At 51.4% G+C, this 15,053-nt stretch carries 9 protein-coding genes; 7 read left to right on the top strand and 2 right to left on the bottom strand.

The window, feature by feature from the left end; translation table 11 throughout:
• Positions 1 to 83: 83 nt before the first annotated feature.
• Together CRG97_RS30015 and CRG97_RS30010 are read right to left on the bottom strand one after the other, a co-directional pair.
• On the bottom strand, positions 84 to 899 hold the full coding sequence (locus CRG97_RS30015) for an OmpA/MotB family protein (protein ID WP_098749167.1): 816 nt from the start codon (positions 897 to 899) through the stop codon (positions 84 to 86).
• A complete protein-coding gene (locus CRG97_RS30010; protein WP_098749166.1) occupies positions 883 to 1,677 on the bottom strand; it encodes a flagellar motor protein in 795 nt (264 codons plus the stop codon). The genes CRG97_RS30015 and CRG97_RS30010 overlap by 17 nt, the downstream gene beginning before the upstream one ends.
• A 303-nt stretch (positions 1,678 to 1,980) precedes the next feature.
• Between CRG97_RS30010 and uvrB the strand changes: the two genes are divergently transcribed.
• From uvrB to CRG97_RS29970, 7 genes are all read left to right on the top strand, one after another.
• Positions 1,981 to 3,972 (top strand): excinuclease ABC subunit UvrB, encoded by a 1,992-nt coding sequence (gene uvrB, locus CRG97_RS30000; protein WP_098749165.1) that lies wholly within the window; start codon positions 1,981 to 1,983, stop codon positions 3,970 to 3,972.
• Between the two features lie 103 nt (positions 3,973 to 4,075).
• A complete protein-coding gene (uvrA, locus tag CRG97_RS29995; protein WP_098749164.1) occupies positions 4,076 to 6,943 on the top strand; it encodes an excinuclease ABC subunit UvrA in 2,868 nt (955 codons plus the stop codon).
• A 210-nt stretch (positions 6,944 to 7,153) separates the two neighbouring features.
• The gene (locus CRG97_RS29990) at positions 7,154 to 8,629 is read left to right on the top strand and encodes an S-layer homology domain-containing protein (protein ID WP_098749163.1); all 1,476 of its coding nucleotides are present in this window, start codon (positions 7,154 to 7,156) and stop codon (positions 8,627 to 8,629) included.
• Positions 8,630 to 8,903: 274 nt separating this feature from the next.
• Positions 8,904 to 9,113 carry a hypothetical protein gene (locus tag CRG97_RS29985; protein ID WP_071219760.1) on the top strand — a complete coding sequence of 70 codons (210 nt, stop codon included), beginning with the start codon at positions 8,904 to 8,906 and terminating at the stop codon, positions 9,111 to 9,113.
• Between the two features lie 246 nt (positions 9,114 to 9,359).
• Complete coding sequence (locus tag CRG97_RS29980) at positions 9,360 to 10,442, top strand: S1C family serine protease (RefSeq protein ID WP_098749227.1); 1,083 nt, start codon at positions 9,360 to 9,362, stop codon at positions 10,440 to 10,442.
• Positions 10,436 to 12,370 (top strand): copper amine oxidase N-terminal domain-containing protein, encoded by a 1,935-nt coding sequence (locus tag CRG97_RS29975; RefSeq protein ID WP_098749162.1) that lies wholly within the window; start codon positions 10,436 to 10,438, stop codon positions 12,368 to 12,370. The genes CRG97_RS29980 and CRG97_RS29975 overlap by 7 nt, the downstream gene beginning before the upstream one ends.
• Before the next feature lie 503 nt (positions 12,371 to 12,873).
• Positions 12,874 to 14,829, top strand: coding sequence for an elongation factor G (locus CRG97_RS29970; protein WP_098749161.1), 1,956 nt, complete (start codon positions 12,874 to 12,876; stop codon positions 14,827 to 14,829).
• Positions 14,830 to 15,053: the final 224 nt, after the last annotated feature.

Here is a 15,053-nt window from a genome sequence, read left to right as displayed (position 1 = left end):
TATTTCATATTGGCGACGATGGGTTGAGCATTTTCTTCTAAGTCAAGGCATGGAGCGGGTTGAGCCGCTTGGAGGCCATCTTCCTACTCCTTAAGCTGCCGTAACACTGTAATTTCGACCCGTCGGTTCTTCTGCTTGCCTTCAGCAGTCGCATTATCCGCGGCTGGCCTCGTGTCGGCATAACCTGCATACTGGAAGCCTTCCGGGTCCAGCTTGCTGCTCTCAAGGAAGAACCGCAGCACCGACATCGCCCGGGCACCGGAAAGCTCCCAGTTGTCCTTGTAGCTGGAATAGCGTCCGATCGGCACATTGTCCGTATGCCCCTCGATGCTCACGGTGGTGTTTAAATCACCGAACAGGCTTGCCAATTTGCCCAGAACGGGAGCAGCCCCGGGTTTAAGCTCGGCCTTGCCGACATCGAACAGGAACCGGTCGCTTAACGTGATGGCAATCCCTTGCGGCTCGTCGGCGATGAAGATATCCTCTTCGAGCTGGTTGTCCTTCACGTATTGCTGAATAAGCCCCATAAAGTTCGCCAGCTCTTCTTCCTGGGCACGGAAAGCGAGCTCCCGCTCGGTTAGCGGTTCAGAACCTGCATCTTTACCCTCTTCTTCCTCATTGGCGGCAGGCTGCGGTGGAGGATTCTTATGGTTCTCCGTATCGGCTGTGCCGGTAAGGCCCGAACCCATCTCCAGGACGCTGTCTCCGCTCTGGAAGGTGGCTTGCAGGGATTGGGTGACAAGTTTGTATTTTTCCGTATCGAGCCGGCTCATGGCATACATTACAACAAAAAAGATCAGGAGCAGCGTAATCAGGTCGGCATAGGTGATCATCCAGCGGTCGCGCTGTTCGCCTTCGGCCTGCTTGCGATGACGGCGCCGTCTATTCGGCTGTCTCATGCACAATCCCCCTTGAGGACGGAATGTCCGTGGTGCCAGCGGAAGCGAAGGAGGCTAGCTTTTTACGAACTAACAGCGGGTGCTCTCCGTTCTGAACAGCCATAATTCCTTCGAGCAGCAGCTCCATATTTGCAATTTCTTCTTCGGAACGTGCTTTAATCTTGGACGCAATGGGCAAAAAGATAATATTGGCACTTGCGACGCCGTATAAAGTGGCGGTGAACGCGACCGCGATCGAAGGTCCGAGATCGGTTGGGTCTTGCAGACTGCCCAGCACGTGGATCAATCCCATGACGGTACCGATGATCCCCATGGTAGGAGCATATCCCCCGGCGGACTCGAAAATCTTGGCATACCCTTCGTGCTTCTGCTCGGCGGCATTGATATCGAGCTCCAGGATTTGGCGCACCATTTCCGGATCGCTGCCGTCGACGACCATCTGCATGCCTTCCCGCAAGAAGGGATCCTCGTGATCGGCGGAGATACGCTCCAGCGCCAGGACCCCGTCTCTTCTGGCTGTAACCGACATATCAACAATGGCGTCAATCAGCTCGTCCGTTGAACGGTTGCTGCGGCCGAAGGCAAGCTTGAGCGCAGCCGGGATGGTGCGGAGCCGGGTGGCCGGAAAACTGACGATGACGGCGGCGATGGTGCCGCCGAATACGATAAGCGCAGCCGCTCCTTGCAGCAGGCCGCTCAGATGCCCGCCTTCCCATAAAAACCCTCCGATCAACGCGGCCAGACCGGCGAGAATGCCAAAAATAATTGTAATATCCATAACGCTGTATCATCTCCTTAAGGAAGTTAATTGAAGACCATGGGTTCGCTTGAAGCTAGTCCGACATGGAATATGAAGGCTGTGGGGTCATACAAGTTGAAGCACGGAACATTCGCGCTGGAACTTATTGAAATTTTCATTAAACTATTTGCATCAAAAAAACGTAAAGGGTATAATGAGACGGGAACAAATATTCTTATTCTTTACGTAGACACCACTAATTTCCCATAGTATATCATCGGGAAGTTTCGACATATCTTTTAGCATGAATTTCATTTTAGAGTATGAGGGTGATGAAGGGCAATGAGCGATTTAGTTGTCAGTACCAAATCCTTTGAGATCCAGTCTGAATTCCAGCCGCAGGGCGATCAGCCCACGGCTATTGATGCGTTGGTCGAAGGACTCCGCCAAGGGAAAAAACATCAGACGCTGCTAGGTGCAACAGGAACGGGTAAGACGTTTACGATCGCGCAGACAATCGCCAAGGTAAACCGTCCCACACTCGTCATTGCGCATAACAAGACGCTGGCTGCACAGCTGGCCAGCGAGTTTAAGGAATTCTTTCCGAATAACTCGGTGGATTATTTCGTGAGTTATTACGATTACTACCAGCCGGAAGCTTATATCCCTTCCTCCGATACGTATATCGAGAAGGACTCCAGCATTAATGAAGAGATTGATAAGCTCCGCCACTCTGCAACGAGTTCGCTGTTCGAACGGCGCGATGTCATCATTGTGGCGAGCGTATCTTGCATATATGGCTTGGGTTCGCCGCATGAGTACGGAGAATTGCTGCTTTCGCTCAGGGTGGGCATGGAGAAGCCGCGCAATGAGATTTTGTCGAGGCTGGTTGATATCCAGTACCAGCGGAACGATATCAACTTCGTTCGCGGTACATTCCGCGTCCGTGGGGATGTGATCGAGATATTCCCTGCCTCGAAGGGGGAGCATGCCGTTCGCGTCGAGCTGTTCGGCGACGAGATCGAGCGGATCACGGAGATCGACGTCTTAACGGGCGAACTGGTTGGGGAACGCGAGCATATCGCCATCTTCCCGGCGTCTCACTTCGTTACCCGTGAAGAGACGATGCGGGTAGCAATCGTGAACATCGAACGCGAATTGGAGGAACGCCTTGAACTGCTGCGCTCGGAAGGCAAGCTGCTGGAAGCGCAGCGCCTGGAGCAGCGTACCCGTTACGACATCGAGATGATGAAGGAAGTCGGATTCTGCTCCGGCATCGAGAACTACTCCGGCCCCCTGACCTTCAGGGAGCCTGGTGCTACGCCATATACGCTCCTTGACTATTTCCCGGACGATATGCTGTTTGTCATTGATGAATCGCACGTTACGCTCCCGCAAATCCGCGCGATGTACAACGGTGACCGGGCACGGAAAACGGTGCTGGTTGATCACGGCTTCCGCCTGCCGTCCGCGCTGGATAACCGGCCGCTGAAGTTCGAGGAATTCGAGGAGAAAGTCAACCAGATCATCTACGTATCGGCCACGCCGGGTCCGTATGAGATGGAGCACTGTGATACGATGGTCGAGCAGATTATTCGGCCGACGGGTCTATTAGATCCGATCATTGATGTGCGCCCGACAGAAGGGCAGATCGATGACCTGATTAGCGAGATCCATGACCGGGTGGAACGTGACGAGCGTGTGCTCGTGACCACCCTCACGAAGAAGATGTCAGAGGACCTGACTGATTACCTGAAAGAAATTGGCATCAAGGTTCGTTACATGCACTCCGATATCAAGACATTGGAACGGATGCAGATTCTGCGCGATCTGCGGCTTGGTACATTCCACGTGCTGGTGGGTATTAACCTTCTACGGGAGGGTCTTGACCTGCCGGAGGTTTCCTTGGTTGCGATTCTGGATGCGGATAAGGAAGGTTTCCTCCGTTCTGACCGTGCCCTTATCCAGACGATTGGCCGGGCTGCCCGGAATTCGGAAGGTAAAGTTATCATGTATGGTGATAAGATCACAGACTCCATGGATCGGGCGATTAAGGAAACCGAACGTCGTCGCAGTATCCAGATCGCTTATAATGAGGAGCATGGCGTTACGCCGCAGACGATCCGCAAGAAGATCCGCGATGTCATCGAAGCAACGAAGGTTGCAGAGGGCAAAGCAGATTATCTGGTGGGAGAAGGACAGAAGATGTCGAAGAAAGAGCGTCAGAATCTGATCCAGCGTCTGGAATCCGAGATGAAGGAAGCGGCCAAGAATTTGCAATTCGAGCGTGCGGCAGAGCTTCGTGATGCGCTGCTGGAGCTGCAAGCCGAATAAATGTTGGAGATACGAATGACAGGGGGGACGGCCTATGCGGTCGTTCTCTTTGTGAAAATATAAGCACCACATGCATGCCATATGGAGTAGGAGATGATATCGTTTGGCCATTGAAAATATTGTGATCAAAGGCGCCCGTGCACATAATCTGAAAAATATCGACGTCACGATACCGCGTGACAAGTTCGTCGTTCTTACGGGGCTTAGCGGCTCTGGCAAATCCTCTCTCGCATTCGATACGATTTATGCCGAGGGTCAACGCCGTTACGTGGAATCCTTGTCCGCTTATGCACGCCAGTTCCTCGGACAGATGGAGAAACCGGATGTCGATTCCATTGAAGGCCTCTCGCCGGCGATATCGATTGACCAGAAAACCACGAGTCGCAACCCGCGCTCTACGGTAGGTACCGTCACGGAAATCTATGATTATTTGCGTCTCTTGTTCGCGCGGATCGGACACCCACACTGTCCGGAGCATGGCGTGGAGATTACCTCCCAGACGGTCGAGCAAATGGTAGACCGCATCATGCAGTATCCCGAGAAGACGAGACTGCAAATCCTCGCACCGGTCATTTCCGGGCGCAAGGGCGAGCATAAGAGCCTGTTCGCCGATATAGCGAAGCAGGGTTTCGTTCGGGTTCGCGTCGATGGAGAGCTGCGCGATCTATCGGAAAGCATCGAGCTCGAGAAGAACAAAAAGCATACGATCGAGGTGGTTGTGGACCGGATCGTAGTTAAGGAAGATATAGAGGCACGTCTGGCCGATTCGATCGAGACGGCATTGAACCTATCAGGCGGTCAGCTCCTGGTCGATATCATGGGTCAGGAGGAACTGCGGTTCAGCTCCAACTTTGCTTGCCCGATCTGCGGCTTCAGCATGGAAGAGCTGACGCCGAGAATGTTCTCCTTCAATACCCCTTTCGGTGCTTGTCCGGATTGTGACGGCTTGGGCGTCGAGATGATCGTGGATCCGGAGCTGCTTATACCGGATACGAGCAAAAGCGTGGAGGAAGGTGCCTTTGCCGCATGGAGTGGGGGCACGTCGACTTATTATCCTCAGTTTCTGAAATCGGTCTGCGTGCATTTCGGCATTCCGCTGGACAAGCCGGTCAGTACCTTTAGCCAGGAACAGATGAATAAACTGTTGTACGGTACGGGTAATGAGAAGGTTCACTTCCGTTACGAAAACGACTTCGGTCAGCGCAAGGAAGCGTATGTAACCTTCGAGGGCATCATTCCGAATCTGGAACGTCGCTATCGCGATACCAATTCCGAGGGTATTCGCGAATACATCGAAGGTTATATGAGCAGCAAGCCATGCGATGTTTGTAAAGGTCATCGTCTCCGCAAGGAAAGCCTGGCCGTTACGATCAATGACCGCAACATGGCCTATGTCACTAGCCTGTCGATCGGAGAGTCCCTGAAATTCTTCGATCATCTGGAGCTTAGCGAGAAAGAAAAACAGATTGCGAATCTCATTCTGAAGGAGATTCACAGCCGTTTGGGCTTTCTTGTTAATGTGGGTCTGGATTACCTGACTCTCAGTCGTTCGGCGGGAACGCTGTCCGGTGGGGAAGCGCAGCGGATCCGGTTAGCCACGCAGATCGGATCAAGCCTGATGGGCGTGCTGTACATTCTGGACGAGCCCAGCATTGGGCTGCATCAACGGGATAATGACCGCCTGATCTCGACGCTGGAGCATATGCGGGATCTGGGCAATACGCTGATTGTGGTCGAGCATGACGAGGACACCATGATGGCTGCGGACTATATCATCGATATTGGTCCTGGCGCTGGTATTCATGGCGGCCAAGTCATCGCGGAGGGAACCCCGAAGGAGATTATGAACGACCCTAACTCTCTGACGGGCCAGTACCTGAGCGGCCGTAAGTTCATTCCGGTCAACAGCAAGCGGCGCAAGACCGATGGACGCTGGCTTGAGATTAAAGGCGCGAAAGAGAACAATCTGAAAAATATTAACGTGAAAATTCCGATTGGCGTCTTTACCGCGGTAACCGGTGTGTCCGGGTCAGGCAAGTCGACACTGGTCAACGAGATCCTCTACAAGACACTTGCTCGTGACTTGAACAGAGCCAAAGTACGTCCGGGGCAATACCGCGAGATGAAAGGTTTGGAGCATATCGAGAAGGTTATTGACATCGACCAGTCACCGATTGGCCGTACGCCTCGCTCCAACCCAGCGACCTACACAGGCGTCTTCGACGATATCCGGGATATCTATTCCCAGACGAATGAAGCGAAGATTCGCGGATACAAGAAGGGCCGCTTCAGCTTCAACGTGAAGGGTGGCCGCTGCGAGGCTTGCCGCGGGGACGGTATTATCAAGATTGAGATGCACTTCCTGCCGGATATCTACGTGCCTTGCGAAGTGTGTAAGGGCAAACGCTACAACCGCGAAACGCTGGAAGTCAAATATAAAGGCAAGAACATCGCTGAAGTACTGGAGATGACCGTTGAGAATGCAACGGATTTCTTCCAAAACATTCCGAAGATTCACCGTAAGATGCAGACGCTGATGGATGTCGGTCTGGGTTATATTACTTTGGGCCAGCCTGCCACCACGTTGTCCGGTGGTGAAGCCCAGCGCGTGAAGCTGGCTTCCGAGCTGTACCGCCGCAGCACAGGCAAAACGATGTATATTCTGGATGAACCGACTACCGGCCTGCATGTGGACGATATCGACCGTCTGCTGGTTGTGCTTCACCGCCTGGTGGAGTCCGGGGAGTCCGTCCTTGTCATCGAGCACAATCTCGATGTCATTAAGACAGCGGACTATCTGATTGACCTGGGTCCGGAGGGCGGCAGCGGCGGTGGTACCATCATCGCTACCGGAACGCCTGAGGATTTAGTCAAGGTGTCCGAGTCTTATACAGGGAAGTACCTAAAACCCATCCTGGAACGTGATACGAAGCGAACCAAGGAATTGAACAAGGTGGAAGCGGCACGTTAATAGCTTCGAATCTGTTCCATGCTGGAAGGGAGCTGTGCAGCCCACAGCTTATCGCATTTCATATTTCCACAGATGAACAGGTTAGCGTCATAATGGAGTCCCCAGCTGTAGTAATGGGGGCTCTTTTTTTATTTTCATATCATCCTCCAATATCTTCGCATTCCAGGATATGGTATGATCTTGATAATTGCGACAAAATGGAGGGATTGTATGAAGAGAATCGCCTGTTCCGTTCTAATAGCTCTGGCAGCAAGTGCTTTATACATAAACTCATCCGATAACGTTCAAGCAAGTGCTGGTGTACCCGTTTCAGATATGGTGGGCTTCGATGCGCAGGAAGCCATCCTCCGGTTAACCGAAGGAGGACTCCATCCCGGTGACGGTGGTAGGGATATCCAGCCGAAAGCGGCCATCAACAGGCAGGATTTTGTCATATTAATCGTTAATGCTTTAAATCTGGGAACAGGTGAACTTCCAGGAGCCGCTACCTTCAAGGATGTACCTAACGATCACTATGCTTTCTCCGCAATCGAAGCTGCGGTTCAGGCAGGGCTGGTGAAGGGAGTAGGGAACGGAAGATTTGGAGTTGGACAACCGCTGACACGTCAGGATATGGCCGTGCTGTATCAAAGAGCTCTGCAAGGGGTCACCGATAAGGAAACCACGGACGGGGAAGCCACGCAGTTGGAGTTACATGAAGGCTCCTTCAGCCATTATGCTAAGGAGGCTATCGTACTGGCCATGGAGTTAGGTCTCTTTCAGGAATCCACAGCCGATGCTTTGAATCCCAAGGGTATCGTTACTCAGGAAGAAGCGGCTTCGGTTACAGCGAAGTGGTTGAAAGCCGTGGAGCAAATCAACTTGGATACAGCCGAGGGTGAGGTAGAAACACCACCAGAAAGTCCGCACCCGGTAATCCATGGTATCGTAACCTCATCATCGGGACCATCATCCACAACTCCTGCCGTTACCGGATCAGTACAGCCCCATGGGGGGACAGAGTCCCTAGCATCTCAGTCGGGTTCGCCGACAACGATACCAACTGCTCCGATGGATCTGAAGTTCCAATATGTGAAGGGTCAGGTTCAATTAACCTGGACGAAGCAGCCAGGTGAAACCTACAATATCTATTACAGCGAGAAGTCCGGAACGGGTTATACCTTATTTGCTGACGGAGCGAATGTGAAGTCAGGCGCCTACGTAACATCCGATGTGCGTTTTCAGGAGACCGTCTACTATGTGGTCGAGGCTGTGAACAGCTTCGGCAAGAGTAGCTATTCTAACGAAGTTTCGAGCCGCCCGAATAAAATATCCGGTCTTCAGGCCATCCTAAATGAGGAAGATGAATCCATTGGTTTAACCTGGACGGATACGCAGGAAGGCATAAATTATCATGTATATTACATAGGACCTGACGGAGTGCTGTATCGTTTGAATGATGAACCTGTAGTGAGCCGTTCCTATCTTATTCCGAACCGCAATATGTTGGCAGGTCCGTCCGGCCGGTATACCATCCATGTGGTTGCTGTGAACAAATTGAATGTAAGCAGTGAACCGTCCAGTGAAGTTGCGCTGGATGTCAAGAAGGACCCTGAGGATCGGATTACGATCACAGATCCCTCTGTGGCATTGCCAAGTGAAGACTTAGAGGAGGAATCGGCAAAAGAGCAGAAAACCGATTCCTGAGGGATATGAGGAACAGAGTGAACATTTCTCGATCCTGCTCGGAGTCACTTGGATATACGAAGCAGCCTATGCCTGACTCCATAACGCAACTTGATCTAGCTTCTGCCGTGATGAAAGTCATGCTAATATCTGAAAATTTGGTTAAAAATGAGAAATTTTTATGACTTTTTTTCATTTTTAGGGGCGGAGGGCTTGCATCTGGACGGGCACATGGATAACATAGAAGAAGATATGTAAATTTGCCCGAGAAGAAACCCACGAGGAGGTACGTTTCATGATCCTTGCAGCAGCATCGGATGCGAGCGCGACATTTAAAACATTTGATATTTTCATGATCCTGTTTACGATTCTGATCTTTGTTGGTGTGGTTCGCTTGTTGATGGCCCGCCAAAAAAATAAATTCGCAATCGCTTTCGGTCTCGTCAGCTTATTTGTGTTCTTGTACTCTGACTATGCCATGATTACAGGATGGTTTAACAATTAGGTTGGCCTAGGTACCTTATTTAAAGCGGCTTCATTTGACGAATGTAATGAAATACATACAAACAAGACGCCCGTCTGCTGTACGCAGTGTGAAGGCGTCTTTTTGTTTCTTCGGGGAAAAGTTACAAGGTCCGCAGGAAAAACGTAAAAGAAATAGGTCTAGAAGCAATGGCTACAAATGGAAAAACATGATAAATTGAGGAGTACAGATTGGGTAGAGGATGGAACCGGGGGAGGAACAAGCGAATTGAAGAATTTACAATGGCAAAAACGATCGGCGGTTGCACTGTTAGGGGCCATCATTCTGGCAGGAAGCAGCGATGCGATTATGCATACAGACATAGCGGCTGCAGCAAGCGCTAAGTCCAAGAATACATATGAACAAAGTGCGGTGCCTCAGGTTATCAGCCGGATGTCGCCATCGGTTGTTGGCATTATCGGAAAGGCACCACAAGGAAGCAGCGAAGTGGATGACAGATACAACCTGGCGCACGGTACGGGAGTGATCTGGAAGTCAGACGGCTGGATCGTTACCAACGCTCATGTGGTGGACGGGCTAACCGGAATCACGGTCGTGACGTCAGACGGAAAATCCTATAAAGCCAAGAGTGTATACAGCGATCCAATGAGTGATATTGCGTTGGTCAAAATTAACGCCAAGTCTCTGAAGCCGGCCAAATTTGCCGCATCCGCGCAAAATGCGCTGGTTGGAGAAACGGTGGTTGCCATAGGTACGCCAATCTCCTTCTCGTTACGAAACTCGGCATCCGTGGGTGTGGTAAGCGGCTTAAACCGGAGCGTGGACGGCTCTTATCGCCTGATTCAAACCGATACCGCCATTAACCCTGGCAACAGCGGAGGGCCGCTCGTCAATCTGAAAGGCGAGGTCATTGGCATCAACAGTAAGAAGTTTGCCGCCGTTGGCATTGAAAATATGGGCTTTTCCATTCCTGCGGAAACGGTCCATTATATTGTGGATCATTTGTTGGAATACGGTGAGGTTCGAAGAGCCGGTCTCGGGTTGGAACTGGAAGAAAGCTGGTCCGCCATCGTGGGTCTGCCTTCAGACGACCCATTGACCGTTACGAAGGTGCTGTCCGAGCAAGCCCGGAAAGCCGGAATCCAAGAGGATGATGTGTTATACGCCATTAACGGAAAGCGCATCTATTCCGTCGTTGACATCAACGAACGGTTAAAGCCTTTCATCCCAGGCCAGCAGGTTCAGCTATTGATGCAGCGGGATGGAGATATTGTAAATGTAAAACTGACGCTCAGCCAGGATGGTAATCGAGCTGCTTCGTCAAGTGTTGAGGAGGCTGAGTCATGGTGAAGAGAGAAAGAACGGAGTCAAGCCGACGTTTGCGGCAGATAACAGCCGGAACCTTATCGGCTTTGATGCTATTCACGTCGTTGTCACTTCCCGTATGGGGTGATGACGTTGTGCCGGAGAAGCGTATACTGACCGTGCAAAGCGGAAGCAGCACAGCTTCGGTCAATGGCACCTCGTATACGATTGCCAAGCCACAGCAGAAGCAGGGCGTATTGATGGTGCCGCTGGGCGTGTTTAAGAAAGCGTTTGGCAGCGAGATTAAGCTGGAGGGCGAGAACAGGGTTCGACTGCTGCAAGGACCGCATACGATTGTGCTCGTTATCGGCAACAAGACCGCATGGATTGACGGGAAGAAGGTACAGCTGCCGGTAGAACCGGCGATGGTGTCCGGAACGCTGATGGTACCGCTGCGCCCGGTTGCCGCGGGGATTGGCGCCAAGGTAAGCTCCTCCGAAGGTAAGCTGTCCATCAGCCTCATGGTTACGGATAAGGAAGAGAAGCATGACGATGGCGAGATCAACAATACGACCGGTAAGACCCGAATCGGAAATAGTTATTATGAATGGAGTATGAATTATCCTTCCTGGATGATTGTTGGGAGAGGAACGGACGACGAGAGCGGTGCTGCTTTTAACGATGCTACGGGCCGCTATTATCTTGAGGTTCATGCCTCCTCCCAGAAAGTAAAGCTGAGTCCTGACGATTTGTTGGAACGGCTCCTGAAAGAACTGAGCGATTCTGGAGATGTTGTACTTCACCGAGAGACGGTCGCAAGTGGAGTTCTACCGTATGCCAGAGTAATTTCCCGCGATATCGACGGCGTCTTGTGGGAAGGTCGGCAGTACTATGCCAATGATCGCGTCTATGAGCTGTATTTTGCCGATGCAGAAGCGGTTCACTATAAGGATATGGACAAGCACGCGAGCTTGCTGGGTTCATTTAGAACGACCTATCAGGAGGGAGACAAAACATTAAAAGACGTCTCTTCCATCGTAGGTGGGCTCCGCGAAGCAGGAAATGAAGAATACGGCATATGGTTCGGCATTCCTGCAGGTTGGGAAATCAACAACAAGGATATGTTATACGGCAGCGAAGGGCAAGGTTACCTGTCCGTCTCGGTGACATCCGCTCCAACAGGGGTTGATGGCACGCTCACAGCCTGGGGGCAGCGGCTTAAAGACTGGCTGTCGGAATCCTTCGTCCAAGATTCATACGAATACGTCGGACTTACGCCTGTCGAGATATCGGGCGTCAAAGGGCAGATTCAAGAGGTACGGTACAACTTCGGAGATAAATGGGTGACGGAATATGAAGTGATGATCCAGAAGAACGGCTACCGTTACTATCTGGAGTATGCGGTGCCGGATGGCCAGGAACGGACGGCTTCCAACTGGAAGAAGGTGCTGGAATCGATCGAGATTGATTATGATGTAGTACCGGAGAACTTCGGCCGCATTGGCGATGAAGGCTATCTGACCGATAAAACCAAGATGAGAAGCAAGAACTCTGAAACGTACCGCTACCATATCGATATTCCAAAGTACTGGGAACCGCTGAATGATCAGTTCGAGCAGGGAACGGTGGAATATGGATTTGCCGGGGGCGGGTTTGAAATTAATGCTCAGAAGGATACCTCCGCAGAATTCATCGTCAGCAACCTGAAACGTTATTATAATGAAGCCAGCACGGCCTCAGGGACGACGTTGAAATTGCTTGGCGTGGATAACATTACGTTTGCCGGTGTGCCTGCCGTGTCGTTCAAGGTGCATCAGGTGAAGAACGGCGTTGGCTTTACGACTCAGGAGATTGTCTTTGAAAACGGAGATATCGTGTACACGATTACGACGACGTTGAATGATGCCAATGCAACGGACATGCAGCAAGCCGCGCTTACGCGTGCGCTGTCCTCGTTTGAGCTGGTGAAGTAATCCGAAGGATGGAATTATAGACGCATATCACACTTTAGTGGGCAATCATATTTTTGATAACGCTGATAGCTGTCCTGCTGCATCCATAGGGGTGCGGGCGGGCAGCTATTTTGGTTTATAGAGGTTGTTCAAAAAGTCCGCTTTTGATCACGAAGCGAATTAGGAAGTAGCTCGGCATCGAATCTTGAATTCAGCCGGGCCTTCCGGTGCTCACGTACCCAAAACAGGATGCTTTCGAAGGCGTTTTCTGCGAAAACGTGTAGCTCCACTCCTGACGTCCCTAGCTTCATCCAACTGAAGCGTTTTGTAAAAACGCAAGTCGGAAGCATAAGCCTCGGTGCTGAAAATCGACCTTTTTGAACACGCACTTATAGTGAAAAGGATCGACTCTCATACGAAAATATAGAACATATGTGCCGTTCATGCGACCTGATATGGTAAAATTAAATCATGAGAGCAATGGATATGTAATGAAACTGGCTTGCAGAAGAGGGAATAAGCGGATGAAAAAAACGATAGGCATGTTCGCCCATGTGGATGCAGGCAAAACCACGTTGGCGGAGCAGTTGTTATATATGACCGATACGATTCAGGAGCGCGGGCGTGTGGATCATCAGAGTGCTTTTCTTGATCGACATGACATTGAAAAAGAACGAGGTATCACCGTATTTGTCGATCAGGCCACCATGCAGTTTAACGGTTCCACTTATTATTTAATCGATACGCCGGGTCACGTCGACTTCTCGCCGGAGATGGAACGGGCCATTCAGGTCATGGATGCCGCCGTCGTTGTCATAAGTGCGGTGGAAGGTGTCGAAGGGCATACGGAGACGGTATGGCAGTTATTGCGTAAGCATGGCGTCCCTACGTTTTTGTTTATTAATAAAATCGACCGGGAAGGCGCGGATGTCGCGCGTGTGTTTGCAGAGATTCGGAGTGAGCTTACTGAAGACGTCTGTATGATCACGGGGGAGGATGTGCTGCACGAAGGCGTGATGCAGTCCTCGCTCATTGAGGCTATCGCAGAGCGGGACGAGAAGCTGCTGGAGCTCTATATGGAACAAGGAGTTGAGGTTTGTCAGTGGTTGGACACGATGACTGCGATGATAAGGAAAGGGCAGCTATTCGCCTGCTTCAGCGGATCAGCCCTGCAATACGTGGGCGTGTCCCATTTTTTGCATCAGCTGGATCTGCTAACAGTTACGGACTATGATGCGGGGGTTGATTTTGCCGGAAGGGTATATAAGATTCGTCATGACGAACAAGGTGCAAGACTGACGTATATCAAAGCCATGGGTGGAACGCTGCGGGTGCGGGATGAGATGACTTATTTTGCCGGAACGGAGACGATCACGGAGAAGGTGACGCATATCCGTTTGATCAATGGGGGACGCGTGACGAATGTCGATCAGGTGCATGCGGGTGATCTGTTTGTCGTTACGGGTATTTCTTCAGCTGCGGCGGGCGACGGGCTTGGGACTCTGAGTGGCCGGACGGTATATGAGCTTGTACCGACTCTGAAGTCGAAGGTGCAATTCGAATCCTCGATTCATCCCAAGGATATGCTGCGCGAATTCCGTCTGCTGGATGCGGAGGATCCTTCTCTGTCTGTGCAGTGGGATGAGCACGCTCAGGCGATCCATATCCATGTGATGGGTATCATTCAGCTTGAAGTGCTGGAACGAATCGTGTTCGAGCGGTTCGGTTACCGGATCACCTTCGGTGAACCGGAGATTTTATATAAAGAGACCATAACGGAGGCCGTTGTGGGCTGTGGTCATTTTGAACCGTTGAAGCATTACGCGGAGGTGCACCTCCGGCTGGAGCCTGGAGAGCGGAACAGTGGCATCGTGTTCGCCAATACTTGCCATCCCGATGTGCTTCCGGTCAATTATCAGCATCTGGTCGCTCAGCATGTCGGGGAGAGGGACCATCACGGGCTGCTTACAGGCTCTCCCATCACGGACATCAAGATTACCCTGCTAAAAGGACGGGCGCACAACAAGCATACGCATGGCGGGGATTTTAGGGAAGCCACCTACCGTGCATTACGCCAAGGGCTGGAGAAGGCTGCCAATATGCTCCTGGAGCCTTACTATCACTTCAAGGTGAAGGTGGATGCCGAGTATATCGGACGGTTGATGTCGGACCTGACCCAGGCGAAGGCAAACTTCGAGCCGCCGGAAACGGCGGGAAACAAGGTGACGGTCACGGGATCGGCTCCCGTATCGACCATGATGAATTACAGCATGGAATTAGCCGCCTACACTAAGGGAAGAGGTGCGATATCCCTGGTTTACGGGGGATATGGCGGGTGTCATAACGAGGCTGAGGTCATTGAACGTAAAGGATACGATAAAAATGCGGACCCGGAATACAGCTCCTCTTCGATATTTTGTGCGAAGGGAAGCGGTTATGCGGTGCCATGGGATGAAGCGGACCGTCATATGCATGTTTAATGTTTGGGATGCTGCGGAAGCGATAGGTGGTTAGGCAAGAGGTTTCGCGGTCGTGAGGGAGTCTCTGGATTAAATAGGGTTCGTGGTAAGAGCTTGTGGGATTCATGCTTGTACACCGTGAAGGGGAATCATGTGTTACGACGCTGATATGAAGCAGGATTAGGTATGTAATGACATTAATTATGCAATGACATTAACTATGTAATGAAGTATGTAGATAATCG

This window comes from Paenibacillus sp. EZ-K15, assembly GCF_002573715.1.
In the GTDB taxonomy this organism is placed as follows: Bacteria; Bacillota; Bacilli; order Paenibacillales; family Paenibacillaceae; genus Paenibacillus_AQ.
Note: the sequence above shows the minus strand (reverse complement) of the source record. Positions and strands in the feature narration are given on the sequence as shown.